This window comes from Nonomuraea longicatena (assembly GCF_039525605.1).
GTDB lineage: Bacteria > Actinomycetota > Actinomycetes > Streptosporangiales > Streptosporangiaceae > Nonomuraea > Nonomuraea longicatena.
In genome coordinates, this window is sequence record NZ_BAAAHQ010000009.1 from 117,510 (window position 1) to 142,373 (window position 24,864).

The following is a 24,864-nucleotide window of genomic DNA, read 5'->3' on the forward strand; positions in this document are numbered from 1 at the left end:
CTGGCAAAACCGTCCGCGAAGGTCCTGGCCAAATTCACGCTGCATTCTCCTTATGGCAAAGGCGATTCCGCATCACCTCGTTTGGGTAAGCCGGAGCTGTAGTAATAGTTACGGCGGGCTTGCTCGGGCGGGCGGCACCGCCGGTTCACGCAGCATCCACCAGGAGGGACTCACGTGCCAGGAGAAGCTGCGCCACTCATACGCAGCGTCTACTAGGGAGGACTGACCGTGGAGGGGCCGTTTATCCGCATCGAGGACACCGGAGAGGTCGTCCCGTTGCGCCCCGAGATCACAACGGTCGGCAGAGGTCGCGGTGTCGACATCCGGCTCACCGATCCCAGTGTCTCTCGACTCCATGCCGAATTCGTCCGGAGGGGACCCTACCTGTACGTCGTTGACCTGGGCCTGTCCCGCAACGGCACGCGGGTGAACGGCAGGCCGATCGCCCGGAGGGTGCTCGACGACGGCGACGTCGTCTCCTTCGGGGCCGCACGCGGCCGCATCGGCGGCGTGCCACGCGAGGACTTCACCCCGGAGGTGGAACTGCGGCGGGCCGCCGCGCCGGAACTGACCAGGCGCGAGGTCGACGTCCTCACCTCGCTCTGCAGACCGGCGCTGTCCGACGAGGCGTTCGTCGCCCCGGCGACGGCCCGGGAGATCGCCGACGACCTGGTGGTGACGGAGGCCGCGGTCAAGCAGCATCTGCTGCGGCTGTACCAGAAGTTCCGCATCCCCGAGGGCACCAACCGGCGCACCCGGCTGGCCAACGAGGTCGTCGCGCTGGGCCTGGTCCGCCCCACCCCCGTGGTGCCGCCGCAGCGGTCGGGAACCCCCGCCGCCGCCGAGCAACCGTCGGCGGCCGGACGCAGGGCGTCATAGGAAACTGATCGCTACCGGTGCTTCGGCGAGGGGTTCCGGCAGTACGAGTGGTCCGGAGCCGGGCGTCATCGTGCCCAGGATGCGGGCGCCGTCGGCGCCTGTGCAGCTGGGCACGGTGGCAGGCAGCCCGTGGGCGCTCAGCCAGCCGAACAACGAGAAGGCGATGGCCTCCTTGTGGTCGGAGGGCACCCCGAGTTCGTCGCTGACGACGAGCCGGGCGCCTGTGCGCTCGCCCAGCATGCGCATGAGCGTGGGGTTGCGCACCCCGCCGCCCGACACGACCACGGTGTCGAGCCGGTGGCGCCGGATCTCGTCCGCCACGGTCTGCGCGGTGAGCGCGGTCAACGTCGCCACCAGGTCGGCCTGGGGCAGGTCGCTGGTGACGTAGTCGGGCGTGAACAGCTCCTTGCCGGTGGTCTTGGGCGGCTCGCGCCGGTAGTAGGGCTCGGCGAGCAGTTCGTCGAGCAGGTCCCGGCTGACCGTTCCCGCCGCCCCCAGCCGCCCGTCCACGTCGTACGGCGGCGCCGCCGCGTCGATCAGCGCGCACGCGGGCCCGGTGTCGTAGGCGATGGCGGGCTCGCGCACGGTGAGGTTGGCGATGCCGCCCAGGTTGAGCGCCCCCGAGCGGCCCTCGATGCCGTTGAGCAGCAGCAGGTCCAGGTAGGAGACCAGCGGCGCCCCGTTGCCGCCCGCGGCCACGTCCCGTACGCGGACGTCGGAGACCACGGGCAGTCCGGTGCGTTCGGCGATCCAGGCGGGCTGGCCGAGTTGCAGGGTGCCCTCGACCCGGCCGTCCTCCACCCAGTGGTAGAGGGTCTGCCCGTGGGAGCAGATCAGGTCGGCCGGGCCCGCGCCCTCGGCGGCGGCGGCGAACTCCCGGCCGATGAGGGTGTCGAGGGCGCACACCTCGCCCATGCTCACCTGGTGGGGTGGCAGGGCGGCGACGATGCGGGCTCTCAGCTCGTCGGGGTAGCGGCGCTCGCCGAGCGACAGCAGCCGCCCGGTGAGTGTGCCGCCGTCCATGGACCAGTCCACGACGGCGGTGTCGATCCCGTCGTGCGACGTACCCGACATAAGTCCAAGAACCCGCATATTTCCTCTTAAATGACCACTCGGAAGGGGTTGCTGACCCGGGACGTCCTGTTCGCCCGGTCCACCGCTATCGCGTAGTAGAAGTCGCCGCGCTTGCCGTCCGGATCGACCCAGCGTACGTGCCGGTCGCCGGGGATCACCGCGACCAGGTGGGTGGCGTCCTCGAAGCGGCGCAGCTCGCGGTCCGAACGGAAGATCGCGAACTGGAAGGGCTCGTGCCGTCCCGTGGCCACGATCTTCACCTCGACGCCGCCGCCGACGCGGCGGGCGAAGGCCACCACCGGCCGGTTGGGCGCCCGTCCGTCCGCGAGCCTCGGCAGCACCGGCCCGAGCGCGGGCCGCTGGTAGTGGTCCTTGACCGCCGTCGTGATCGAGCCGACCCGGTCGGCGCGCACGTCGCCCGCGCTGAACCAGATGTCACCGGTGATCTCCGGGTGCGAGCGGTTGAGCGTGAGGTGATTGGACAGTTCGGCCGGGTTCTGCCACTGCGGCACCTGCGCGGGGTCGCCCGCCTTGTAGGCGGCCTGGCCGATCCACAGCAGCGTGCCGGTGCCCTTGGCGACGTCCGACCACCACGGCACCAGCTTGCTGTAGTCGGCGGGCGGCTGGCCGATGTACCAGTAGAGCTGCGGCGCGATGTAGTCGAGCCAGCCCTTCTTGACCCAGCCGCGCGTGTCGGCGTGCAGGTTGTCGTACGACTGGCCGCCGTTGGTGTCGGAGCCCAGCGGGTCGCTGCCCTTGTTGCGCCAGATGCCCGACGGGCTGATGCCCCAGGCGATCTCCGGCTTGAGCTCGCGCACCCGCTGCTGCATCTCCGAGACCATGAGGTCCACGTTCTGGCGCCGCCAGGCGGCGAGGTCGGGGAAGCCCGCGCCGTACTTCGCGAAGGCGGCGCTGTCGTCGAAGGCCGTGGTGTTGGTCGGGTAGAAGTAGTCGTCGAAGTGGAAGCCGTCGATGTCGTAGCGCGCGAGCGCGTCGAGCATCGCGTCCTGGCAGAACTTCCGGACCTCGGGCATGCCCGGGTTGTAGTAGAGCTTGCCGCCGAACGGCAGGATCCAGTCGGGGTTCTTGCGGCCGGGGTGCTCGGGGTGCAGCTTGGCGGGGTCGGCCTGCATGGACACCCGGTAGGGGTTGAACCAGGCGTGGAAGGACAGGCCGCGCTTGTGGGTCTCCTCGACGGCGAAGCCCAGCGGGTCGTAGCCGGGGTCCTGGCCCTGCGTGCCGGTCAGGTACTGCGACCACGGCTCGAACGGCGACGGCCAGAACGCGTCGGCCGTCGGCCGGATCTGCACGAACACCGCGTTCAGCTTGCGCTGGACCGCGAGGTCGAGCCAGGCGACGTACTCGGCCTTCTGCTCCTCAGCCGACAGTCCGGTGCGGGAGGGCCAGTTGATGTTGAGGACGGAGGCGATCCACATGCCGCGCATCTGGCGCAGCGGCGGGACGTAGTCGGCGTCGGCGAAGGCGGGCAGGGGGACGGCGGAGGCGGCGACGGCGGCGGCCAGCCCTTTGAGAACGGTCCTTCTGCTGGGCATGCGGGGGGTGACCTCTCGGGAGGTGGGTTGTGTTCGAGGGCGACGATGGCAGAAAATTACCTTCAGATCAACGATTGTGAAGGAAAATGCCGTATGAGCACTGACCTCTGCCGACTCGCCCTGGCCGTCCTCCAGCCGGGGTTCGAGGGCACCACGGCTCCCGACTGGCTGCGCCGGGCCCTCGGCGACGGCTTGGGCGGCGCGGTGCTCTTCGCGCGCAACCTCCCGAGCGACACCCTCGTCCCCCAGCTCCGCGCCGAGAACCCGGACGTGATCGTCGCCGTCGACGAGGAGGGCGGCGTCGTCACCCGCCTGGAGGCGCACACCGGCAGCTCCTTCCCCGGCAACCGCGCCCTCGGCGTCGTGGACGACGTGGACCTCACCGAGCGCGTCGCCCACCAGATCGGGCGCCTGCTCGCCGCCGCCGACGTCACCCTCGACTACGCCCCCTCCGTGGACGTCAACGCCAACCCGGAGAACCCGGTCATCGGCGTCCGCTCCTTCGGGCCCACCCCCGACCTGGTCGCCCGGCACTCGGCCGCGTACGTGCGCGGCCTCCAGGCCGCCGGGGTCGCCGCCTGCGCCAAGCACTTCCCCGGGCACGGCGACACGATCACCGACTCCCACCTCGCGCTCCCGACCGTCCACGCCGACGTGGACACGTTGCGGGCGCGCGACCTGCCGCCGTTCCGCGCCGCCATCGCCGCCGGGGTCCGCGCCGTCATGTGCGGCCACCTGCTGGTGCCCGCGCTCGACCCGGACCAGCCGGCGACGCTCAGCCGTACGGTGCTGACCGGCCTGCTCAGGGGCGAACTCGGCTTCGACGGCCTGCTGGTCACCGACGCGATCGAGATGAAGGCCGTGGCCGCGCGCCACTCCCTCGGCGAGATCGCGGTGCGGGCGCTGGCCGCCGGGGTGGACGCCGTCTGCATCGGCATCACCGACGAGCGGGGGCTGCACGAACTGCGCGACGCCGTCGTCGCCGCCGTACGCTCGGGCGCGCTGCCCGAGGAACGGCTGGCCGAGGCCGCCGGGCGGGTGCAGTCCCTGGCCGAGTGGTACGGCAAGCAGAGCCGCCCGGCGGCGGCCTTCGAGCCCGGCGTCGGGCTGGAGGCCGCACGCGCGGCGCTCACCACGAGCGGCACCGCCACCCTGGTGTCCGCGCCGGTCGTGGTGGAGGTCAACACCCGGCTCAACCAGGCCGTCGACAGCACCGCCCCCACCGGGCTGACGGCGGCGCTCGACGCCCGGCTGCCCGGCACCACCCGGGTCGCCATGGCGCCGGAGTCCGGTCTGCCGGAGCTCGACCGGAACCGTCCGCTCGTGCTCGTGGTCCACGACTCCGCCAGGCACGCGTGGGTACGCGAGCGGATCGCGCAGGCCGTGCAGGCGCGTCCGGACGTGATCGTGGTCGACACCGGCATCGCCGCCCCGGCGCCCGCCGCGACCTTCGTCTCCACCCACGGCATCTCCAGGGCCTCCGCCGAGGCGGCGGCCGAATGGCTCACAACGACGCGAGAGGCAAGCGGATGACCGAACCCGCCAACCCCGTGGCGGCAGTACGCGCGGTACTCCCCTCCCTGACCCCCGCCGCGCAGGCCATCGCCCGGATCATCCTCGATGATCCGGGCCTGGTCGTGCGCAGCACCATCACCGAGTTCAGCGCCGTCTCCGGCACCAGCGAGGCGACGATCGTGCGCACTGCCCGCGCGCTCGGGTTCACCGGCTACTCGCAGATGCGCTTCTCGCTGGCCGCCGCCGTCGCCAAGCAGCCCGAACGGCTCGTCCCCGGCGACCTCGGCCCCGACGACCCGCTCACCGACGTGATCGCCAAGGTGGCGCGGGCGGAGTCCGACGCCCTCGCCGACACCGCCGCCCAGCTCGACCCCGACCAGCTCTGGGCGGTCGTCTCCGCCATCGCCGCCGCCCGCCGCGTGGACGTGTACGGCGTCGCCGCCTCCGGTCTCGTCGCCACCGACATGTCGCAGAAGCTGCTGCGCATCGGCCTGTCCAGCCACCCGTTCAGCGACGCCCACCTGGCCCTGACCAGCGCCGCCCTACTGAAGCCCGACGACGTCGTGGTGGCCATCAGCACCAGCGGCGAGACCCCTGACGTGCTGGTGCCCGCGCGCACCGCCAAGGAGTCCGGCGCGCACGTGGTCGCGATCACCAACAACCCGCGCTCGTCGCTCGCGGGCCTGTCCGACCACACGCTGGTCTCGGCCGGGCGGGAGACGGCCTTCCGGCCGGGCGCCCTCGCCAGCCGCATCAGCCAGCTCCTCATCGTCGATGTGATCTTCGTGGGGCTGGCGCAGCGCACCTACGAGCAGGCCGACGCCGCGATCCGGGCCACCAGGGAGGCCATCGACAGGTACCGCGTCCGCTAAAGACGCCGCCAGGGGGTCGCGGGCGGCGCCTGCGTGGCGGTCTCGACGGCGAACAGGGCACCGTCCAGCGGGCCCGGGTCGGCCAGGCCGACGCGGGCGGTCGTGACGTACAGGGCCGAGCCGACGAAGGCGCAGCTCGTCACCCGGGAGGCCGGGACGCGCACGACCGTGTCGAGGCGCCCGTCCGGCGTGTGGCGGCGCACCTGACCGGCACCCCACAGCCCGATCCAGAGGCAGCCGTCGGCATCCACGCACAGGCCGTCCGGCCAGCCCTCCTCGCGGTCGATCGCCAGCCGCGCGCGAACGGGCCCGAGTTCGCCGTCGTCGTAGCCGTAGCCGGTGATCACTCCGGTCAGCGTGTCGGCGAACCACATCGTCCCGCCGTCCGGCGACCAGCCCAGCCCGTTGGCCAGGCCGGTGTCGAGGACCCTGGTCACGCCGGGGCCCGGGTCGAGGCGGTGGAGGCCGCCGGTGACCGGCTGCTCCCCTCGCGCGACCGTGCCCGCCCAGGCCCGGCCCGCCGGGTCGCACTTGGCGTCGTTGCAGCGCATTCCGGCGGGGACGAAGTCGAGCAGCGGGGTGAGCGTGCCGTCCTCGTCCAGGGTCGCGAACCCGTCGCGGACCGCCAGCAGCCAGCCGCCGCCCTCGGCGGGCAGGGCCGCCCCCACCTCGGTGCCGACCTCGTAGGTGCGCCCGGAGGTCAGGTGCACGCGGCCTGCGAGGATGTCGGTCCACACCAGACAGTCGTGGGCGGCGTCCCACAGGGGGGCCTCGCCCAGCAGCGCCTCCGGCCGTGCGGCCACCTCGGCGGTCAGTTCACGCATGCGGGCGATCATTCACCAGCCGTGCGGGCGGCGTCCACCCGGGCGACGAAGTCGGCGAACCGGCCGGGCGCGCGGCCCAGCACCTGTTGGACGCCGTCGCTCAGGTAGGCGTTGGCGCCGTTCGCGATGTCCACCAGCAGGCCCGCCGTGTACTCCGCGAGCTCCTCACCGAACCCGGCGATCTCCCGCTTGAACTCCTCCGCCGTCACCGGCTCGTACTCGACGCCGCGCCCGAGCAGGGCGACGGCCTCGCGGAAGGACAGCAGTTCGGGGCCGGACAGGTCGTAGGCCCGCCCGTCGTGGCCGGGGTCGGTGAGCGCCTCCACGGCCACGTCGGCGACGTCGGCCAGGTCCACGAACGGCTCGCGGCCCTCGCCGGTCGGCAGGGCCAGCCGTCCCCTCTCCATGAACCCGGCGAACAGGTCCTCGGTGAAGTTCTGCGCGAACCAGGTCGGGCGCAGGATCGTCCAGCCGCCCGTGTGCTCGCGGACCGGCGCCTCCGCGGGCGAGTGGATGTCGCGGGCCGACAACAGCACCACCCGGGCCTCCGTACGGCCGAGCAGGTCGGCGACCTCCTTCGACGTGTCGGTGCTCAGGGGGTTCGTGACCAGGTAGACGGCCCGCGCGCCCGCCAGGTGGGGCGCCCAGGTGTCCGGCCGGTCCCAGTGGAAGCCGGTCGAGCGGGCGGCCACCCGGACGTCGTGGCCTCGGGCCTTCAGGCGGTCGGTGACGCGGCGGCCGGTCTTGCCGGTGCCGCCGATGACGAGAATGGACATACCCCGCAGTCAACCGGGCCCGGCCGAGACGCCGCCATAGGCGAAAGGGCAGAAAGCATAGGAGATCGTCCAGCGGCGGACATTCCCTCCCCTGATGTGCATGACCTGAGGATCTGCCTGCGACCTGCGTCGATTCTCCGTACCTTGGAGAAAAAGCGAGTTGGAAGGACGGGCGGTATGGGGAAGAACCAGGACGAGGAGCCGGAGCGCCCCCGGTGCGGGGCCTGCTTCGGCGAGGGTGGCAACTGGGAAGAACTCAACGGCGAGAAGGGGCAGGAACGCACATGGGCGAACTGCCGGGCATGCGAAGGAAGCGGTTGGGTTGACGCCTGACCCGGCCATCTGCCCCGAATGCGGCGGGACCCTCGTGGAGTGGGTCGCGGGCATGGCCCTGGCCTGCCAGTCCTGCCATGGCAAGGGGCACGACGGCCCCCCGCGCTGGAGTCCCGAGTCGCCGCCGCCGCTGCTGCCGATCTGGGCCGACCCGCGCTGGAACGACCCCGACCTGGCTCAGCACGGGCTGTGCCGCTTCTGCCTGGGCGGTCGCGAGGTCGTGCGGGTGGACGAGGTGCGGCGCTCCATCGTCTCCGCACCCTGCCCCTCCTGCGCCGCGCCCTGACACTCACACCTCCGGCCGGAACCCCAGGGTGAGGTGGGGGTAACCGACGTTGACACGCTCGCCGAGTTCGATGCCGAGCCCGCCGACGAACGCCGTGATCGCCGCCGTCGCCTCCTCGACACCGGCCGCCTCGCCCTTGAACTCGAACTCCACGAAGTCGCCGTGCCCGGCCACCCGGTCGAAGGCCACCGCGACGCCGTCCAGATGCCACTCCTCGCGGATCTTGTCGACGACCGTCAGCTCGGTGAAGTCGAGGGCCGCGAGCACCCGCCTGACCGCCTCGGCGTCCGAGACGGCGCTCTCGTACTCGTCGCAGTGGGTCTTGACCGGTTCCTCCAGAGGGTGCCACCGCTTGAAGTTCAGGGAGGCGCCGCCGTCCTCCTGCCTGATGCGCAGCCACTCGCTGACGACCGGGTCGTCGCGGAAGTCGCGGTGCGGGGCGTTGAAGTAGGTGTCGACCTGGCGGGCGGGCGCCCCGGGTACGGCCCCGCGCCGGACGAGGGCTGCCTTGAGCTCCTCGACCGGGCTGAGGAGCCGGAACTTCTGCTCGACCTCGATGTACTCCACGCCCGGCAGCATGCCAGGAAACGGCGTTCGCGGCGGCGGTTTCCGGCCGGATGACAACGTTGCCATCGAAGGGTGGAGAGCCTAGTGTGACGGCGTCAGCGCACCTTCGGCCGAGGAGTGAACCGCGTGGTCTCAGCATCCAGCCGCCCGCTCCGCCCGCTCCGCCTGTTCCGCCGATGAGCTGTGTGCTCGCCGTCGACATCGGCGGCACCAAACTGGCCGCCGCCCTCGTCGGCCGTGACGGCGCCGTCCTGCGCGACGCCACCGTGCCGACCCCGCCGACCGGCGTCATGGACGCCCTCACGGCCCTCATCGCCACCGTGACCGAGGACGCGCCGCCGCCGGTGGCCGTCGGCATCGGCAGCGCGGGGCCCATGGACGCCCTCGCGGGTACGGTCAGCCCGGTCAACATGCCGAGCTGGCGCGGTTTCCCGCTGCGCGAGCGGGTCGGGGAGCTGACGGGGCTGCCCACGGTCCTCGCGGGCGACGCCCAGTGCTTCGCCCTCGGCGAGCACTGGCTTGGCGCGGGCGACGGCAGCGGCTCACTGCTCGGCGTGGTGGTCTCCACGGGCATCGGCGGCGGCCTGGTGATCGACGGCCGGCCGCTGCTCGGCCCGCTCGGCAACGCGGGCCACGTCGGCCACATGATCGTCGATCCGTACGGTGAGACCTGCGAGTGCGGCGGGCGCGGCTGCGTCGAGCGGTACGCCAGCGGCCCCAACCTGGTCCGCTGGGCCGTCGCGAACGGCTGGCACGGCCCCGACGCGCGGGCGCTGGCCGCCGACGCGGGCCGGGGCGACCCGACCGCGCTGGCCGCCTTCGAACGCGGCGCACGCGCCCTGGCAGCCATGATCGCCTCGGTGGCGGCGGCGGCCGAAGTGGACACCGTCGTCATCGGCGGCGGGGTCGCGGGTGCGGGCCGGGTGCTGTTCGAGCCGCTGGAGCGGGCGGTGGACGAGGTGGCCGGGCTCGCCTTCGTCAGGGCGGTGCGGGTGGTGCCCACCACGCTCGGGGTGCGGGCGGCGCTGGCGGGCGCGGCGAAGCTCGCCTGGAATCAGGCGGCTAGTCGCGCTGCGCGGCCCGGCGCTCGATGATGCGGCGGGTGAACGGGATCGTCTCGGCGGCCTTGGCCCCCAGCGACGCCCCTGCCAGACCGAGTATGACCAAGGCGACTGGGCTGGTGGCGAAGTCCATCATGGTCACGTAGACGCGCAGGAGTTCGTCGAGCATGGGTGGGGGCTCCCTGGGTACGGCCGGGCGGAGACGTCCCAGGGTAGCCCCGGTTCGGTTCTGCCGACGCCGCAGGCAGGCGGACACGAGCGGGGATCCCGCCGGGGATCCCCGCGTGCGCGCTAGTGGAAGAAGTGGCGGGTGCCGGTGAAGTAGAGGGAGATGCCCGCCTGCTTCGCCGCCGCGATCACCTCGTCGTCGCGGATCGACCCGCCGGGCTCGACGACCGCCTTCACCCCGGCCGCGATGAGCACCTCCAGCCCGTCGGCGAACGGGAAGAACGCGTCGGAGGCCGCCACGGAACCGGCCACCCGCTCCCCCGCCCTGGTGACCGCGAGCCGGCAGGAGTCGACCCGGTTGACCTGGCCCATGCCGACCCCGACGGTGGCGCGGTCGGCGGCCAGCAGGATCGCGTTGGACTTGACCGAGCGGCAGGCCCGCCAGGCGAACTCCAGGTCGGCGAGGACCTCGGCCGAGACCGGCTCCCCCGCCTTGAGCTCCCAGGCGGCGGGCGCGTCGCCGTCGGCGTCGACCCGGTCCACCTGCTGGACGAGCAGCCCGCCGTCGATCCGCCGGAACTCGGCCGGGTTGCCGGGGCCCTGCGGGCAGACGAGCAGCCTGAGGTTCTTCTTCCTGGTCAGGACGGCGAGGGCGGCGTCGGTGAACGCGGGGGCGACCACCACCTCGGTGAACACCCCGGCGATCTGCTCGGCCAGCTCGGCCGTGACGGGGCCGTTGACCGCGATGACGCCGCCGTAGGCGGAGACGGGGTCGCAGGCGTGCGCCTTGCGGTGGGCCTCCGCCACGTCGGCGCCGACGGCGATGCCGCACGGGTTCTGGTGCTTGATGATGGCGACGCACGGCTCGGTGAAGTCCCATGCGGCCCGCCAGGCGGCGTCGGCGTCGAGGTAGTTGTTGTAGGACATCTCCTTGCCGTGCAGCTGCTCGGCGTCGGCGAGCCCGCCGCCGCCGTCGCTGTAGAGGGCGGCGCGCTGGTGCGGGTTCTCGCCGTAGCGCAGGGTGGCGGTGCGCTCGTAGGCGGCGCCGAGGAAGTCGTCCTCCCCCGTGTACGCCGAGGAGAACCAGTTGGCCACGGCCACGTCGTAGGCGGCGGTGTGGGCGTAGGCGCGCCCGGCCAGCCGCCTGCGCTGGTCGAGGGTGAACCCGCCCTGCTCCAGGGCGTCGTGGACGGCCGGGTAGCCCTCGGGGTCGACGACGACGGCGCAGGTGGCGTGGTTCTTGGCGGCGCCGCGGATCATCGCGGGCCCGCCGATGTCGATCTGCTCGACGCACTCGGCGTCCGAGGCCCCGGAGGCGACGGTCTCCTTGAACGGGTAGAGGTTGACGACCACGAGCTGGAACGGATCGATCTCCAGCTCGTCGAGCTGGGCGATGTGGTGGGGCTTGGTGAGATCGGCGAGCAGCCCGGCGTGGACGCGGGGGTGCAGGGTCTTGACCCGCCCGTCGAGACATTCGGGGAAGCCGGTGAGCTGCTCGACCTTGGTGACCGCGATGCCGTAGGAGGCGATGGCGGCGGCGGTGCCGCCCGTGGAGACGATCTCGACCCCGGCGGCGTCGAGTCGCCTCGCAAGCTCCTCAAGCCCCGATTTGTCATATACCGCGATCAGCGCCCGCTTGATAGCGATACTTGTCAACTTGCCCCTCCAATGATCACTGTCCGCCCGTTGACGGTCCAGCCCTCTCGGACCATACGGCCCACGGTTTCGACGAGCAGCCCGCGTTCGACGGACTTGATGCGCTCGTGCAGCGACGACTCGTCGTCGTCCTGGCGCACGAGGACGGTCTCCTGCGCCAGGATCGGCCCGGTGTCGACCCCGGCGTCCGCCAGCATCACCGTGCAGCCGGTCACCTTCACGCCATAGGCGAGCGCGTCGCGCACACCGTGGGCGCCGGGGAAGGACGGCAGCAGCGCGGGATGGGTGTTGAGCACCGGGAACGCCTCCAGGGTCGGTGCGCCCAAGATCTTCATGAAGCCTGCGGACACGACGAGGTCAGGCTCATGGTCCGCGATTTTCCGCGCGATGGCGAGATCCCAGGACTCCCTGGTCGGATAGTCCTTCAGACGTTCCACGAAAATCGGGACATCCGACCGCCGCGCGCGGTCCAGACCCTCGATGCCGTCGCGGTCGGCGCCCACGGCCACCACCCGGGCACCGTACGACGGGTCGGCGGAAGCGTCCAGCAGGGCCTGTAGGTTGGTTCCAGAGCCGGAGACGAGGACGACGAGCCGCCCAGCCTTAGACACGCGCACTCCAATTCGGGGAAGCCGGGGTGGGGCTGACAGCGTATCTGCTCACTCGCCCGGCGACGCAGAGGAGGTCAGGTGTCGACACCGGTGCAGGCGCCGTCAGGGCGGCCGCCCGCAGAGTCAGCAGGTCGCCGCGCGATCTGGCTGTCGATCGCGGCGCTGGCCATGACGTTCATGCTGCCGCTCGCCGGGCTGGTGATGGGCGTTTTCGCCCTCGTGTCCGGCGTGCGCGCGCTGCCCAGGCTGCGCGAGGCGGGCGGTTCCACGGGGGTGGCGGCGGGCGGCATCGCGGTCGCGGCGCTGGCGATCGTGCTGTCGGCGATGACCTCGGGAATGCAGCTGTACCTGATGGACGAGTACTCCGCCTACCAGACGTGCATGGAGAGCGCGGGCACCGTGTCGGCGCAGGGCGACTGCTTCACGCAGTTCGAGAGCGCGGCGGCCAAGAAGCTGCCGCCCGAGGTGGTGGAGATGCTCGGGTCCGTCCAGCCCTGAGGTCAGTCGCGGTCCCAGGCGTACGGATCGACGTAGATCACGTGGCCGCCCCGGTCGTCCGACTCGTCGACGATGTCCTTGCGCGGCGGCGGTGCGGGCGGCCGTACGTGCGGTGCCGTGTCCGGACCTGCGGCGGAGGCGTGCTCGTCCTGCCAGTCGTCGCGGATCACCGGGATCGGCTGGGTGTCGGCCTCGGTGGCGTCCATCCAGTGGCCGGGCAGCGGCCGCGCGTCGGACTCGGCGAGACCCACGCGGCCCGCCGCGCGTGACAGCGCCGCACCGACCTTGCGCACCGGGGCGGCGGCCCGGTCGAGCGGGGCGCGGGCCTTCCGGCTGAGCAGCAGCCAGTTGGCGAGTCCGGCGGAGATCCCGGCGGCGACGCCGACCTCCAGCGCCACCGAGAGCGCGACCTCCCAGACGGAGGGCCCGACGACCGAGAGCCGGCCGCCGCGCAGCGGCCCGCCGGACAATCCGGCCAGTACCCCGGCCAGCAGCCCCGTGCACACGCCGGAGAAGAACCCCCACAGCGGCGCCGCCTCGTAGGAGTGCGACGGCGCGATCCTGGCCACCATCACCCCGGCGACGGCGCCCGCCGCGAACGGCAGCGCCACGACGGCCATCATCACCGACGGCACCGGGCCGCTGTCGGGCAGCGCGCCCAGGAGCGGCAGGCTGGGCACCATGCCCATCTGGACGCCGGTGGGCGCGATCAGGGTGCCGGTGCCGAACGCGAACCCCGGTCCGGAGATGTACGACATCCCCCAGATGACGGCGTTGGGGAGGTACAGCCCTTGCAGGAGGAACAGCAGCACACCGCCGACGAACCCGGTCGAGAGCTGCGAGGACAGCGCCCGCACCTCGCCGAGGTTGAACACGACGGCGGCCAGCACCATGATCAGGCCGCCCGCCAGCATGATCAGCGTCGCCACCGCCGTGCCGACGGTCAGCGCGCGCACCCGCTCGGGCAGCAGCCGCAGCATCGTCGCCCACGAGCCGATCGTGCGCGCGGTCGCCAGCGCGCCCACCAGGAAGGCCAGCAGGAAGTGGCTGAGCAGCGCGTCGCCGATGAACGGCTGGGTGACGTCGTTCTGCGCCACCAGCGCGATCAGGCCCGCCAGCAGCGCGTACGGGGCCGCGAGCGAGACCCCCGCCTGGACCACCAGCAGGAGCTGGGCGCGGCGGCGGGCGTTGGCCTTCTCACGGGGGCTGTTCTTGGGCAGGCGTTCAGGCAGCCGCACCCGCAGATCGGCGTCGCGAGCCATCCAGCGGCCCGCGCGGTAGAGCAGGAAGGCCGGCAGGACCATCAGGCCGAGCGGCAGCAGCCCGACGTGTCCGCCGGGGATGGCGAAGCCGGTCTGGTGGGCGGCCAGCCACAGTTGCGCGGCCGTGCGGAACACGGCGGGCAGGCCCTGGCCGAGCGCGCCGCGCGGGGCGGCCATCCAGCCGACGAGGGTGAGTGTGGTGAGGACCGCGAGGCCGACGCCCAGCGTGCAGGCGGCGGCGAGCATGCCGGACACCGGCAGCGGCCGCCTGGAATCGTCGTCGTCGCCGTTGACCCCGGGGAGTTTGCCGAGGACGGAACGGGGTGCCGTCTTCAGCTGGTCGAGTAGCGCCGTCACGGGAGTCTATTTTCCTCCACTTTCCCCAACCTGCCCCATCGGCGCGCCGCCTCGCCCCATCCGGGATCCCAGCTTGGTGGTATTCGCCGCTGTCCTTGATCTCCCCCGTTCCGGGGGAGCACCCATCCGTTACGGCCCAGCCGCCGCCACGCCCACCCGCCGACCTGCGCCGGCGGCCTCACCCACGCCAAGCGCCACCCCACGACCCACCGTGACGCCGCCTGTTACGCCCCTCCCACGGTGGGGGCCGCGTCCGCCGGGGCGACGAGGCCAGGTCCTGTCAGTACGGCCAGACGGGTCCTCAAGCGCGCAGGGGTGGTGCGGTCTGTGGGAGCGCGGGCCGGAAAGGCTCCTGACGGCGGATCCGCGAGGCCGTGGGAGGGGCGTCACAGGGCGGCGTCACGGCGGGGAGGTGGGCGGCGTTTGGCGTGGGTGAGGCCGTCGGCCCGGGGCGGCGGCTGGGCGTGGCGGCGGCCTGGCCGTAACGGATGGAGGGTTTGGATTGAAGGCAGGAGGCCCCCGCCGAGAGCGGCGGGGGCCTCCTGGAAAGCAGGCCGGTCAGCGGGCCTGCATGACCTCGCGCATGAGGCGCGCGGTCTCCGACGGCGTCTTGCCGACGCGGACTCCTACCTTCTCCAGGGCCTCCTTCTTGGCCTGGGCGGTGCCCGCGGAGCCGGACACGATCGCGCCCGCGTGCCCCATCGTCTTGCCCTCGGGGGCCGTGAAGCCCGCCACGTAGGCCACGACCGGCTTGGTCACGTGCTGCTCGATGTAGGCCGCGGCACGCTCCTCGGCGTCGCCGCCGATCTCGCCGATCATCACGATCGCGTCGGTCTCCGGGTCGTCCTGGAACGCCTGGAGCGCGTCGATGTGCGTGGTGCCGATGACCGGGTCGCCGCCGATGCCGACGCACGAGGAGAAGCCGAAGTCGCGCAGCTCGTACATGAGCTGGTAAGTCAGCGTGCCCGACTTCGACACCAGGCCGATGCGCCCCTTCGGGGTGATGTCGGCCGGGATGATGCCGGCGTTGGAGGCGCCGGGCGAGGCGATGCCGGGGCAGTTGGGGCCGATGATGCGGGTCTTGTTGCCCTTGGCCACCGCGTACGCCCAGAACTCGGTCGAGTCGTGGACCGGCACGCCCTCGGTGATCACGACGCAGAGCGGGATCTCCGCGTCGATGGCCTCCTTGACGGCGTCCTTGGTGAACGCCGGCGGCACGAAGACGACCGACACGTCGGCGCCGGTCTGCGCCATGGCCTCGCGGACCGTGCCGAACACCGGCAGGTCGAGGTGGGTGGTGCCGGCCTTGCGGGCGTTGACGCCGCCGACCACCTTGGCGCCCGAGGCGAGCATGCGCTTGGCGTGCTTGGTGCCCTCGCCTCCGGTCATGCCCTGGACGATGATCTTGCTGTTCTCGTTCAGCCAGATAGCCATTACGCACCTACCGCAGCGAGCTCGGCGGCGCGCTTGGCCGCGTCGTCCATCGTGTCGACCAGTTCGACGCCCTTGAGCCGGGCGTCGTGGAGGATCTGCCGTCCGAGGGCGGCGTTGTTGCCGTCGAGGCGGACCACCAGCGGGTGCGTCACCGACTCGCCGCGCTCCTCCAGGAGCTTGAACGCCGCGACGATGCCGTTGGCGACGGCGTCGCAGGCGGTGATGCCGCCGAAGACGTTCACGAAGATCGACTTCACGGCCGGGTCGGACATGATGATCTCCAGGCCCGCCGCCATGACCTCGGCGGACGCGCCGCCGCCGATGTCGAGGAAGTTGGCCGGCGACGGCTTGCCCGGGAGGTTCTCGCCCGCGTAGGCGACCACGTCGAGCGTGGACATGACCAGCCCGGCGCCGTTGCCGATGATGCCGACGTCGCCGTCGAGCTTCACGTAGTTGAGGTCCTTCTCCTTGGCCTTGGCCTCAAGGGGGTCCTCCGCCGCCTTGTCGGCGTACGCCTCGTGCTCCTTCTGGCGGAAGGCGGCGTTGTCGTCGAAGGAGACCTTGCCGTCGAGCGCCTTGACCTCGCCGTCGGCCGACAGGATCATCGGGTTGACCTCGACGAGCGTGGCGTCCTCGTCGACGAAGGCGCACCAGAGCTTCTCGATGAGCTCGGCGGCGCCGTCGAGCGACTTCTCCGGCAGGCCGCCCATGATCGCGATCTCGCGGGCGAAGCGGCGGTCGACGCCGGTGATCGCCGAGATCGGCACCTTGGCGACCTTCTCGGGGGTGCTGTGCGCGACCTCCTCGATGTCCATTCCGCCGGCGGCGGAGCAGATCGCGAGGAAGGTACGGTTCGCGCGGTCGAGCAGGAAGGAGAAGTAGTACTCCTCCGCGATCGCGCTGGCCTCCTCCACAAGCACCTTGTGGACCGTGTGGCCCTTGATGTCCATGCCCAGGATCGCCTCGGCCTTCACGGCCGCGTCGGCCGCGTCGTCGGCAACCTTGACACCGCCCGCCTTGCCGCGCCCTCCGGTCTTCACCTGGGCCTTGACCACGACACGACCGGTCAGCTGCTCGGCAGCGGACCGCGCCTCCTCCACGGTGCGGGCGACGAGGCCGCGCGGCACCGGGATGCCGTAGTCTGCGAAGAGCTCCTTCGCCTGATGTTCGAACAGGTCCACGAGGGTCCGTCCTTGCTGTTCCGACTGAATGTCCGACGCCCCGGGCCACCCCAGTGCGTGCCGGGCGTTTTCCGCCAACGAAGCCTAGTCCCAAGCTTGACCTGCCCAGGTCGTCGGGTCACGCGAATCCTGTGATGTGACGGTGATCTCACCCTGAATGTCCCCCTGGGAGCGGCGGCGGCCGGAGCACACCCGCCCCAGGTTCACAATTGGAGAACATTCTTCACCAGCATCACACATTGACATTTCTCCATGACTGGCAAATGTCATGATTTCTCGTCATGAATCGAATTCTCGCTGGCTTAGCCATCTCCACGGCGGCCGTCTCCATGGCCGCCGCTCCCGCCCAGGCGGCGACTCCCAAGGACCCGATCGCCACCCTGAAGCAGCAGTTCCGCCCCGACACCGGGGTGAAGTTCATCGACCGGGTGACGCTTCAGGTCAAGGGCAACAAGGAATACCTCGCCCGCCGCACGGGCGCTTACGAGTTCGGCACGTCCGGAATCACCGCCTCCGACATGTCGGGCACGCTCTTCCCCGATCAGGCTCGCGAGGAGAAGGAGCAGTTCGGGCTGGGGGAGCCCGAACGAACGATCCGCGTGGGCCGCACAGCCTACCTCTCCGGCGGCGTCCTCAGCGGCAGGCTTGAGGAGGGCAAGACCTGGTACAAGCTGCCCAACGGTCCTGCGGGCGGCGTCGTGGGCAACTTCGCCCAGCCCGTCAACCCGGTCGAGCCGGCCACGCTCCAGGCGCTGCTCAAGACCGGCAAGGCGACCAAGGACGGCTACGCGGGCGCCATCACCTACCGTGAGCTGTACAAGAACTCGCCGTGGGCTCGCGGCAACGTGTTCCCCGGTGCGAAGATGGACGCGAAAACGCTCAAGTCCGTGATCAAGTGGCGGCTCACGCTCGACGCCAAGGGCCTGCCGAGTCGCGTGGTCACGTCGATTTCCGCGAGCACGATCCTGGGTGGCAAGCCCGGCAAGGACACGCTGACCTCCGACACCCGGTTCACCGACTGGGGCACCCCGGTCGACATCCAGGCGCCGCCCGCCGACCAGGTGACGACGAAGTTCAAGGACGAGGGCACGGACACCCCCGAGCTCCCCGACGGGCCGATCCTGTCCGGCGACCAGGTCGAGGCGCTGCTCGGCAAGTGACCTCCCGCTGAGGGGCTACCTCAGCCCAGGCGCGTGTCGCGGACGGCCGCCCACTCCAGCGAGTGGCGGATGCCCTCGGTGACCGAATAGGCGGCCTTCCAGCCCAGCAGGCGCTCGGCCCGGCCGGTCGTCGTGAACGCCCCGGCCACGTCACCGGGCCTGGGGCCGGTCTCGACGACCTCGACCGGCCGGTCGACCACGGTGTTGAAGGCGTCGGCCAGCTCGCGCACGGTGGTGCCCCTGCCGGTGCCCAGGTTGATCACGGTGGCCTCGCCGACCACCTCGTCGAAGCGTTCGAGCGCGGCGACGTGGGCGGCGGCGAGGTCCCAGACGTGGATGTAGTCGCGGATGCCCGAGCCGTCGCGCGTCGGGTAATCAGTGCCGGTGATCTGGAACGGCGTCCCCTCGTCGTACGCCTCGATGAGCTTGCCGAGCGCGTGGCTCGGCCGCCGCAGTTGCAGGCCGGTGCGCATGGCCGGGTCGGCGCCGATCGGGTTGAAGTAACGCAGCGACAGCACCTCGACGGGCCGGGTGGCGGCGATGTCGGCGAACATGCCCTCGCAGTGCGCCTTGGTCCGCGCGTACGGGCTCTGCGGGTCGAGCGGGGAGTCCTCGTCGACGGTGAAGTCGGCGCCCGCCCGGTAGATCGAGGCCGACGAGCTGAAGATCATCCGGCCGCAGCCGTTGCGCAGCAGGTGGCCGATGAAGTCGAGGCTCTTGGCGACGTTGGCCCGGTAGTAGCCGACGGGGTCGGCGACGGAGTCCGGCACCACGATCAGCGCGGCGCAGTGGACGACGGCCGCGACGTCGGGATGCTCGGCGAAGATCCGGTCGACGAGCGCGCCGTCGGCGATGTCGCCCTCGTAGAAGGCCCGCCCCTCGGCGAACTCCCTGCGCCCGGTCACCAGGCTGTCGAGGACGACCGGGGTGATCCCGGCATCCAGGCAGGCCGAGGCGACCGTACTACCGATGTATCCCGCTCCACCGCTGATCAGTACCTTCACAGCCCGCACCCTATCCGCCCGCACGGGACCGTTGCATGATCGTTATCGTCTCAGGCCCCACCAAATCGCCCTGTCGGTTGTCTCACATGGGGAACACACAAGGAGCGAAGTGAGACTCATAGCCGCGGCCGCACTGGCGGCCGCCATGCTGGCGGCGCCTTCACCGGCGCAGGCCGCCCCAGCACCGAAGAAGCTGGAAATCGCCGACATCACCCCGGAGGGCGCGCACAAGGAGAAGGTGGGGGTCGGCTTCCCGATCATCGTCACCTTCAGCCGAGGTGTCGTGAACAAGGCGGCCGTCGAGTCGCTGCTGGAGGTCGAGTCGGAGCGTCCCGTCGAGGGCGCGTGGCGGTGGGTCTCCGACAACAAGGCGATCTACCGCACCAAGCACTACTGGAAGCCGTACCAGAAGGTCTCCTTCACCGCCCGGCTGAGCGAGCTCAACGGCAACACCGGCGTCAAGGACGTCACCCGCCGCTTCGCGGTCGGCCCGGCCAACGTCTCCGTGGTCGACACGCGCAAGCACGTCATGAAGGTCACCCGCAACGGCAAGCTGGTCAAGCGGATCCCGATCAGCGCGGGCAGCGGCGGCCTGGTCAAGAACGGCGTGGACGTCTACCTGACGACCAGCGGCGTGCACCTGGCCATGGGCAAGAAGCCGGTCGAGCGCATGACCTCGTCGTGGATGGGGGTGACCGACCCCAAGGATCCGGCGTACTACGACCTGCAGATCCCGTGGGCGGTCCGGATCTCCGACACGGGCGAGTACGTGCACCAGAGCAACGGGGCCTACCAGTTCCTCGGCCGCAGCAACCAGAGCCACGGCTGCGTGCGGGCCACGCCCGCCGGGGCCAAGTGGTTCTACCAGATCAGCCAGCGGGGCGACGTGATCAAGATCACCGGCACCAAGCGCAAGCTGGACTGGAACAACGGCTGGAGCTACTGGCAGCTCAACTGGACCGAATGGAAGAAGGGCTCGGCCCTCACCGGCTGAGCCCGCCCCGCAGCACCGCCCCCTTGCCCCCTTCCCCGGGCCGAGGGGGCGGCGTCGTTCTAGGGCTCCAGGATGGTCTTGCCCGGCGTGTGGCGCTTCGAGGTGAACGCCTCGGCCGTCTTCGACAGCGGGAACACCGCACCCACATGCGCCCTGAGCCGCCCCTGCCCGGCCAGCGCGGCGAGTTCGCCCAGCTGCGCGCGGTCGGACTCGACGATGAAGAACACCGCCCTGCCGTCCTGCGGCACGACGGGCGGCGGCGCGGTGATGGACACCAGGACACCGCCCGGCTTCACGGCCGCCGCCGAGCGTTCGAGCACCTCACCGCCGACCGTGTCGAACACCAGGTCCACCTGACCGGGCAGTTCGTCGCGCCCGAGTTCGACGAAGGTGTCCGCGCCCAGGTCCAGCGCCAGCGCGCGGGCGGCGGCGCGGCCCGTGCCGATCACCGTCGCCCCGGCGTTCTTCGCCAGTTGTACGGCCAGCGACCCGGTGCCGCCCGCCGCCCCGTGGATCATCACCGTCTGCCCGGCGCGCAGCCCGCCGTGTGTGAACAGCCCCTGCAGCGCCGTCAGGCCCGCCAGCGGCAGCGCGGCCGCCTGCGCGAAGTCCACGCCTTCCGGGATCCGCGCCAGGTTGCGGGCCTCGACCGCGATGTACTCGGCGGCGGCGCCGTCACGGTGGAAGTCGGTCAGGCCGAAGACCCGGTCGCCGACGGCGAGCCCCGCCGTACCGTAGGAGAGGGAGGTCACGACCCCGGCGAGTTCGTGCGCGGGGACGGCGGGCGTGCGGTCGCGACCGGCGCGGTCGACCCGCTTGCTGGGCCAGGTGAGCTCGTCCGGCACGAAACCGGCCGCGTGGACCCTGACCACGACGTCCCCTGTCCCGGGCACGGGCTCGGGCGCGTCCTCGTAGCGGAGGTCGCCGTCGAGCTCGTGGATCCTGACCGCCTTCATGTGCCCCCCTGGATCGTGCGGCTACCCCACCGAGATCGGCACGCTGGCCAGGCCGCGCAGATTGCTACGGCCGTTCCCGGTCGGCTCGCCCGCGAGGGCCAGCCGTGGGAAGCGGCTCACCAGCCGCTCGATCGCGATCTTACCTTCCAGCCTGGCGAGAGCCGCGCCCAGGCAATGGTGGTGGCCCGCGCCGAAGGAGACGTGGTGGCGGGCGTTCTCCCGGTCGATGCGGAACTCGCCCGCGTCGGCCCCCCAGTACCGTTCGTCGTGGTTGGCCGAGCCCAGCGCGGCGAGCACGAACGCGCCCTTCGGAATCACCCGGTCCCCCACCTGGTACGGCTCCACCGTGATCCGCCGGCTCATCTGCACCGGGCTGTCGTAGCGCAGCATCTCCTCGACGGCGTTGGCCGTCAGCTCCGGCCGCTCGCGCAGCAGCGCCAGCTGGTCGGGGTGGCGCAGCAGCGCGGTGACGCCGTTGGCGATCAGGTTGACGGTGGTCTCGTGTCCCGCGACGTACAGAAGCACGACCTGGGCGATGAGCTCGTCGTCGGTGAGCCGGTCGCCGTCCGACTCGGCCGCGATGAGCGCGGTGAGCAGGTCGTCGCCGGGCTCGGCCCGCTTGCGCTCGATGAGCTGCCTGACGAGGCCGACCAGCTCCGTGCTCGCCGCGGTGATCAGCTTGGCGGTCTCGGCGTCGGTGGCGGCCTCCAGTGAGAGCACCAGCGTTCCGCTGAGGTCGCGCACGCGGTCGCGGTCGGTGGACGGCATGCCGAGCATGGCCGAGATCACCTCGAACGGCAGCGGGAAGGCGAGCGTCTCGACCAGGTCGGTACGGCCCGCTTCCGCCATCCGGTCGAGCGCCTGGTCCACCAGCGTGACGATCTCGGGTTCGAGTTCGGCGATCTTACGCGGGGTGAAGGCCTTCGAGACCAGAGAGCGCAGCCGGGTGTGGTCGGGCGGGTCGCGGTCGAGCATGGTCAGGGCGAGCACGCGCCCGTCGCCCTCATCGAGGTCGTCGAACTGCTGGCGGACCAGCCCGTCCTCAAGCAGCCGGTCGTTAACGGACATCGCCGCGCGAAGGATCGCGGAGACGTCGTCGTAGCCGGACACGAACCAGAACCCGTAGGGGTGCTCGTGGATCGGGTCCACCGTCCTGACCCGCTGGTACGCCGGGTAGGGGTCGGCGATGTACGCGGGGTCGAGGGGGTCGAACAGAAGCCCCGTGTCGGTCAAGGGATCCTCCCTGAAATTCACATACGCTGCGTATGTTACATACGCAACGTATGTCGTATTCTCGTGCTATGTCAACGACCCAGAGCCGGCGCGAGCAGTACTCCCAGGCCACGAAGGCCGCGCTGCTCGACGCGGCCACCCGCAGATTCGCCGCACACGGTTTCGCCAAGACCTCACTTGAGGACGTCGCGGCAGACATCCACGCCAGCCGGGGGGCCGTGTACCACCACTACCCGAGCAAGGCCGCCCTGTTCGAGGCCGTGGTCGAGCGGTTGGAGGCCGAGACGATGGGTCGCATCGCCGAGCAGACCTCACCCGCCGCCGACGCGTGGGAGGCGAGCATGGTCGCGCTGGACGTCTTCCTCGACCGCTGCTGCGACCCCGTCTACGGCCGGGTGGTGTGGATCGAGGCGCCGCTCGCCCTGGGCTGGCGGCGTTGGAACGACCTCCAGGTGAAGTACGGGCACGGCGTGGTCGCGAACCTCTTCGAGGGGCTGATCGCCGCCGGACGGCTGAAGCCGATGCCGGTGGAGCCGATGGCGAACCTCGTCTTCCACCTGCTCTGCGGGGCGGGCCAGGCCCTCGCGGAGAGCAGCGAACCCGAGCGACCCCGGGTCCTGGCCGAGTACAAGCAGGCCATCAACCTGCTCCTCGACAGCCTGGTCGACTAGCGCCCGCGGTTCTCCCGCGCCGCCCGGCCCGGGGCGTCAGCCCGGAAGCAGGCCGAGCGCGCGGGCCTTCTTGAGCGCGGTCACGCGATCGTGGACGCGGAGTTTGCGGTAGAGGTTCTCCTTGTGTTTGATCGCGGTCCTCTCCGTGATCCGGAGCCTGCTGCCGATGGCGTGCGCGGTCAGCCCTTCGTCCAGGAGCGCCAGGACCGACATCTCGCGGGGCGTTATCGCGTATTCGGCCGGGTCGGCGAGTTGCGGCAGGCCGAACACCGCCTTCTCGTGCGCGGCCACGGTGTCGAGCAGGGAGCGGGCCAGATCCGCGTATTCGAGGTCCCGGTCGGTGAATCCCCGGCCGCTGCGGCTCATGATGACGCCCCTGATCTGCCCGGGACGGGAGTTCAGCGGCAGCGCGAGCTGGCGGTCGATCCCGATGGCCGCCTTGCCCGCGTGGTAGGCCTCGCTCTTCCACCACCCGTCGTCGGCCATCTCGTCCATGGTCAGCGGGGTGCGGTCGGCGGTGTGCGCGTAATGGCGCAACAGCGGATGGGCGCGCATGTGAGCGTGGATCAGGGCGTCGAGCGGGGCCTCGTACAGCCAGTCGGGTGAGCCGGTCTGAGCGTGGCCGGTGCCGGCCTTCCAGTCGAGGTCGATGAGGACGGCGAGGTCGACGGGCAGGTCGGTGGTCAACCTGTCCATGAGCAGCGGCCATACGCGTACCGGCTCGCGCTCGGTGAGGATCGCCATCGCGAGGTCGTGCAGGCGCCTGGCGTCCTGCCCGGATAAAGCCGTCATGGCGAAAGTGTTCCCCGTTCTCCGGCACACCATGAACCGCCGGGGAAAGGCACTACGAACTTCTTCGTATATCGGATTCGGAGGGTGTCCTGCGACGCTTTTGTCCGCCGTAAGTGGCGGATATTCACGGAGGCCGGCGGTGGAGACCACGGACGCGGGGCAGAGCGGCGGGCGCGTGGCGTCCGCAGCGGACACGGAGCAGAGCGGTGGGTCCGGGGCTTCCGCCCCGGACGCGGAGCAGGACGGCGGGTCCGGCCGAGGAGCCGTCCGGCGGGCCACCGCGCTGGCGGGGCTCGGCTCGGTGGCCGACGTGGCGGCGCTGGCCCAGTTGCTCACCACGGAATCACGGCACGGGGTCCTGGTCGCGGGCCTGCTGTCGGTGCTCGCCGGGACACTCGGGCTCGTCCAGTTGTACGGCCGGCCCGTACGCCTGCGGGCCGGGGTGATGGTGGCGCTGATCGCGGTCGGCTCCGGGCTGACCGGCGCGATGATCGAGCACTACCGAGCGGAGGCGGCACCCGTCCCGCCCCCGGCAGCCGCGACCCCTCTTCCGTCTTCGCCTTCGGTGACGCCGTCCCCTCTTTCGCCTTCGCCCTCGGTGACGCCGTCCCCTCTTTCGCCTTCGCCCTCGGTGACGCCGTCCCCTCTTTCGCCTTCGCCCTCGGTGACGCCGCCACCTGCCCCGTCCTCTACCGCCACCGTGTCCCGTGGTGCCACCGCGTCCCGTGGGGCCGCCGTCCCGACTGCTCGGACCTCGCCGTCGGGCGGCGAGGTCCTGCGCGAGGCCGAGGCGGCGCTGCGCGACCAGGACTACCTCGACGTCGAGTCGGGCGCCATCGGCACGATCGACCCGGCCGCGAGCGACCTCTGGTACGTCAGCCCCTACCGCGCCCTGTGGACGGCCGGTGGCGGCAGGTACCCGATCACCCCCGTGGACGCGCACCCCGGCCCCGCCGCCTGCGCGCGGGCGCTGAAAGCCCGCCGGTACGACCAGGTCGCGGTCGGCGAACGGGCACCCGGCGACTGGGCCTGCGCCCGGACCGCCGAGGGCAACCTGGTCGCGATCCGGTTCCCCGCCATCCCGGCGGCGGACGCGCCACTCAAGATCTCCTACATCGTCTGGCACCGGTCCCCGGAGGAGTGAAGC

At 71.4% G+C, this 24,864-nt stretch carries 25 protein-coding genes; 10 read left to right on the forward strand and 15 right to left on the reverse strand.

The window, feature by feature from the left end; translation table 11 throughout:
* Positions 1 to 228 precede the first annotated feature (228 nt).
* Positions 229 to 879 carry an FHA domain-containing protein gene (locus ABD120_RS11560; protein WP_343949788.1) on the forward strand — a complete coding sequence of 217 codons (651 nt, stop codon included), beginning with the start codon at positions 229 to 231 and terminating at the stop codon, positions 877 to 879.
* Here ABD120_RS11560 and ABD120_RS11565 read toward each other — a convergent pair.
* Positions 874 to 1,971: an anhydro-N-acetylmuramic acid kinase gene (locus ABD120_RS11565; protein WP_343949789.1), complete on the reverse strand. Its 1,098-nt coding sequence runs from the start codon at positions 1,969 to 1,971 to the stop codon at positions 874 to 876. The two genes, ABD120_RS11560 and ABD120_RS11565, sit on opposite strands and share 6 nt — an antisense overlap.
* Before the next feature lie 8 nt (positions 1,972 to 1,979).
* Positions 1,980 to 3,506, reverse strand: coding sequence for a glycoside hydrolase family 10-like protein (locus ABD120_RS11570; RefSeq protein WP_343949790.1), 1,527 nt, complete (start codon positions 3,504 to 3,506; stop codon positions 1,980 to 1,982).
* 93 nt (positions 3,507 to 3,599) lie between these two features.
* On the opposite strand from ABD120_RS11570, the gene ABD120_RS11575 reads away from it, so the two are divergent.
* Complete coding sequence (locus tag ABD120_RS11575; protein WP_343949791.1) at positions 3,600 to 5,039, forward strand: glycoside hydrolase family 3 protein; 1,440 nt, start codon at positions 3,600 to 3,602, stop codon at positions 5,037 to 5,039.
* A complete protein-coding gene (locus ABD120_RS11580; RefSeq protein WP_343949792.1) occupies positions 5,036 to 5,893 on the forward strand; it encodes a MurR/RpiR family transcriptional regulator in 858 nt (285 codons plus the stop codon). The genes ABD120_RS11575 and ABD120_RS11580 overlap by 4 nt, the downstream gene beginning before the upstream one ends.
* Here ABD120_RS11580 and ABD120_RS11585 read toward each other — a convergent pair.
* Both ABD120_RS11585 and ABD120_RS11590 read right to left on the reverse strand, forming a co-directional pair.
* A complete protein-coding gene (locus ABD120_RS11585) occupies positions 5,890 to 6,717 on the reverse strand; it encodes an SMP-30/gluconolactonase/LRE family protein (RefSeq protein WP_343949793.1) in 828 nt (275 codons plus the stop codon). The two genes, ABD120_RS11580 and ABD120_RS11585, sit on opposite strands and share 4 nt — an antisense overlap.
* 8 nt (positions 6,718 to 6,725) lie before the next feature.
* On the reverse strand, positions 6,726 to 7,493 hold the full coding sequence (locus ABD120_RS11590) for an NAD-dependent epimerase/dehydratase family protein (protein ID WP_343949794.1): 768 nt from the start codon (positions 7,491 to 7,493) through the stop codon (positions 6,726 to 6,728).
* A gap of 322 nt (positions 7,494 to 7,815) precedes the next feature.
* Between ABD120_RS11590 and ABD120_RS11595 the strand changes: the two genes are divergently transcribed.
* Positions 7,816 to 8,112, forward strand: coding sequence for a hypothetical protein (locus ABD120_RS11595; protein WP_343949795.1), 297 nt, complete (start codon positions 7,816 to 7,818; stop codon positions 8,110 to 8,112).
* Positions 8,113 to 8,115: 3 nt separating this feature from the next.
* Here ABD120_RS11595 and cyaB read toward each other — a convergent pair whose 3' ends face one another.
* On the reverse strand, positions 8,116 to 8,679 hold the full coding sequence (cyaB, locus tag ABD120_RS11600) for a class IV adenylate cyclase (RefSeq protein ID WP_343949796.1): 564 nt from the start codon (positions 8,677 to 8,679) through the stop codon (positions 8,116 to 8,118).
* A gap of 176 nt (positions 8,680 to 8,855) precedes the next feature.
* Here cyaB and ABD120_RS11605 point away from each other — a divergent pair, with 176 nt between their 5' ends.
* Entirely contained in the window at positions 8,856 to 9,773 is a 918-nt protein-coding gene (locus ABD120_RS11605; RefSeq protein WP_343949797.1) for an ROK family protein, read from the forward strand.
* On the opposite strand, the gene ABD120_RS11610 is transcribed toward ABD120_RS11605, so the two are convergent.
* From ABD120_RS11610 to purN, 3 genes are all read right to left on the reverse strand, one after another.
* A complete protein-coding gene (locus tag ABD120_RS11610; protein WP_343949798.1) occupies positions 9,742 to 9,909 on the reverse strand; it encodes a hypothetical protein in 168 nt (55 codons plus the stop codon). The two genes, ABD120_RS11605 and ABD120_RS11610, sit on opposite strands and share 32 nt — an antisense overlap.
* A gap of 122 nt (positions 9,910 to 10,031) precedes the next feature.
* Positions 10,032 to 11,564, reverse strand: coding sequence for a bifunctional phosphoribosylaminoimidazolecarboxamide formyltransferase/IMP cyclohydrolase (gene purH, locus ABD120_RS11615; protein WP_343949799.1), 1,533 nt, complete (start codon positions 11,562 to 11,564; stop codon positions 10,032 to 10,034).
* The gene (purN, locus tag ABD120_RS11620; RefSeq protein ID WP_343949800.1) at positions 11,561 to 12,175 is read right to left on the reverse strand and encodes a phosphoribosylglycinamide formyltransferase; all 615 of its coding nucleotides are present in this window, start codon (positions 12,173 to 12,175) and stop codon (positions 11,561 to 11,563) included. Before purN ends, purH begins: the two co-directional genes overlap by 4 nt.
* Positions 12,176 to 12,253: 78 nt before the next feature.
* On the opposite strand from purN, the gene ABD120_RS11625 reads away from it, so the two are divergent.
* Positions 12,254 to 12,673: a hypothetical protein gene (locus ABD120_RS11625; protein WP_343949801.1), complete on the forward strand. Its 420-nt coding sequence runs from the start codon at positions 12,254 to 12,256 to the stop codon at positions 12,671 to 12,673.
* 2 nt (positions 12,674 to 12,675) lie between these two features.
* Here ABD120_RS11625 and ABD120_RS11630 read toward each other — a convergent pair whose 3' ends face one another.
* The 3 genes from ABD120_RS11630 to sucC form a co-directional block, all read right to left on the reverse strand.
* The gene (locus tag ABD120_RS11630) at positions 12,676 to 14,292 is read right to left on the reverse strand and encodes a cell division protein PerM (protein WP_343949802.1); all 1,617 of its coding nucleotides are present in this window, start codon (positions 14,290 to 14,292) and stop codon (positions 12,676 to 12,678) included.
* A gap of 558 nt (positions 14,293 to 14,850) precedes the next feature.
* On the reverse strand, positions 14,851 to 15,726 hold the full coding sequence (sucD, locus tag ABD120_RS11635) for a succinate--CoA ligase subunit alpha (RefSeq protein WP_343949803.1): 876 nt from the start codon (positions 15,724 to 15,726) through the stop codon (positions 14,851 to 14,853).
* On the reverse strand, positions 15,726 to 16,907 hold the full coding sequence (sucC, locus tag ABD120_RS11640; RefSeq protein WP_343949804.1) for an ADP-forming succinate--CoA ligase subunit beta: 1,182 nt from the start codon (positions 16,905 to 16,907) through the stop codon (positions 15,726 to 15,728). Before sucC ends, sucD begins: the two co-directional genes overlap by 1 nt.
* A 281-nt stretch (positions 16,908 to 17,188) precedes the next feature.
* On the opposite strand from sucC, the gene ABD120_RS11645 reads away from it, so the two are divergent.
* The gene (locus tag ABD120_RS11645; protein ID WP_343949805.1) at positions 17,189 to 18,067 is read left to right on the forward strand and encodes a hypothetical protein; all 879 of its coding nucleotides are present in this window, start codon (positions 17,189 to 17,191) and stop codon (positions 18,065 to 18,067) included.
* Positions 18,068 to 18,087: 20 nt separating this feature from the next.
* Here ABD120_RS11645 and galE read toward each other — a convergent pair whose 3' ends face one another.
* Positions 18,088 to 19,071 (reverse strand): UDP-glucose 4-epimerase GalE, encoded by a 984-nt coding sequence (gene galE, locus ABD120_RS11650; RefSeq protein ID WP_343949806.1) that lies wholly within the window; start codon positions 19,069 to 19,071, stop codon positions 18,088 to 18,090.
* Positions 19,072 to 19,180: 109 nt separating this feature from the next.
* Here galE and ABD120_RS11655 point away from each other — a divergent pair, with 109 nt between their 5' ends.
* The gene (locus ABD120_RS11655; RefSeq protein WP_343949807.1) at positions 19,181 to 20,065 is read left to right on the forward strand and encodes a L,D-transpeptidase; all 885 of its coding nucleotides are present in this window, start codon (positions 19,181 to 19,183) and stop codon (positions 20,063 to 20,065) included.
* Between the two features lie 59 nt (positions 20,066 to 20,124).
* On the opposite strand, the gene ABD120_RS11660 is transcribed toward ABD120_RS11655, so the two are convergent.
* Together ABD120_RS11660 and ABD120_RS11665 are read right to left on the reverse strand one after the other, a co-directional pair.
* Positions 20,125 to 21,021, reverse strand: coding sequence for an NADP-dependent oxidoreductase (locus ABD120_RS11660; protein ID WP_343949808.1), 897 nt, complete (start codon positions 21,019 to 21,021; stop codon positions 20,125 to 20,127).
* 21 nt (positions 21,022 to 21,042) lie between these two features.
* A complete protein-coding gene (locus tag ABD120_RS11665; protein ID WP_343949809.1) occupies positions 21,043 to 22,254 on the reverse strand; it encodes a cytochrome P450 in 1,212 nt (403 codons plus the stop codon).
* Between the two features lie 68 nt (positions 22,255 to 22,322).
* Here ABD120_RS11665 and ABD120_RS11670 point away from each other — a divergent pair, with 68 nt between their 5' ends.
* Positions 22,323 to 22,925, forward strand: coding sequence for a TetR/AcrR family transcriptional regulator (locus ABD120_RS11670; RefSeq protein ID WP_343949810.1), 603 nt, complete (start codon positions 22,323 to 22,325; stop codon positions 22,923 to 22,925).
* Between the two features lie 36 nt (positions 22,926 to 22,961).
* On the opposite strand, the gene ABD120_RS11675 is transcribed toward ABD120_RS11670, so the two are convergent.
* Positions 22,962 to 23,717 carry a helix-turn-helix transcriptional regulator gene (locus ABD120_RS11675; RefSeq protein ID WP_343949811.1) on the reverse strand — a complete coding sequence of 252 codons (756 nt, stop codon included), beginning with the start codon at positions 23,715 to 23,717 and terminating at the stop codon, positions 22,962 to 22,964.
* A gap of 139 nt (positions 23,718 to 23,856) precedes the next feature.
* Here ABD120_RS11675 and ABD120_RS11680 point away from each other — a divergent pair, with 139 nt between their 5' ends.
* The gene (locus ABD120_RS11680) at positions 23,857 to 24,861 is read left to right on the forward strand and encodes a hypothetical protein (protein WP_343949812.1); all 1,005 of its coding nucleotides are present in this window, start codon (positions 23,857 to 23,859) and stop codon (positions 24,859 to 24,861) included.
* The last annotated feature ends 3 nt before the right edge of the window (positions 24,862 to 24,864 follow it).

Excerpts from the sequence above, each read along its gene's own strand:
- ABD120_RS11580 (WP_343949792.1), top strand. The coding sequence starts at position 5,036 with ATGACCGAACCCGCCAACCCCGTGGCGGCAGTACGCGCGGTACTCCCC.
- ABD120_RS11565 (WP_343949789.1), bottom strand. The coding sequence starts at position 1,971 with ATGCGGGTTCTTGGACTTATGTCGGGTACGTCGCACGACGGGATCGAC.
- ABD120_RS11570 (WP_343949790.1), bottom strand. The coding sequence starts at position 3,506 with ATGCCCAGCAGAAGGACCGTTCTCAAAGGGCTGGCCGCCGCCGTCGCC.
- ABD120_RS11605 (WP_343949797.1), top strand. The coding sequence starts at position 8,856 with ATGAGCTGTGTGCTCGCCGTCGACATCGGCGGCACCAAACTGGCCGCC.
- ABD120_RS11660 (WP_343949808.1), bottom strand. The coding sequence starts at position 21,021 with ATGAAGGCGGTCAGGATCCACGAGCTCGACGGCGACCTCCGCTACGAG.
- sucD (WP_343949803.1), bottom strand. The coding sequence starts at position 15,726 with ATGGCTATCTGGCTGAACGAGAACAGCAAGATCATCGTCCAGGGCATG.
- ABD120_RS11610 (WP_343949798.1), bottom strand. The coding sequence starts at position 9,909 with ATGCTCGACGAACTCCTGCGCGTCTACGTGACCATGATGGACTTCGCC.
- ABD120_RS11585 (WP_343949793.1), bottom strand. The coding sequence starts at position 6,717 with ATGCGTGAACTGACCGCCGAGGTGGCCGCACGGCCGGAGGCGCTGCTG.
- ABD120_RS11670 (WP_343949810.1), top strand. The coding sequence starts at position 22,323 with ATGTCAACGACCCAGAGCCGGCGCGAGCAGTACTCCCAGGCCACGAAG.
- ABD120_RS11575 (WP_343949791.1), top strand. The coding sequence starts at position 3,600 with ATGAGCACTGACCTCTGCCGACTCGCCCTGGCCGTCCTCCAGCCGGGG.
- ABD120_RS11645 (WP_343949805.1), top strand. The coding sequence starts at position 17,189 with ATGAATCGAATTCTCGCTGGCTTAGCCATCTCCACGGCGGCCGTCTCC.
- ABD120_RS11590 (WP_343949794.1), bottom strand. The coding sequence starts at position 7,493 with ATGTCCATTCTCGTCATCGGCGGCACCGGCAAGACCGGCCGCCGCGTC.
- ABD120_RS11675 (WP_343949811.1), bottom strand. The coding sequence starts at position 23,717 with ATGACGGCTTTATCCGGGCAGGACGCCAGGCGCCTGCACGACCTCGCG.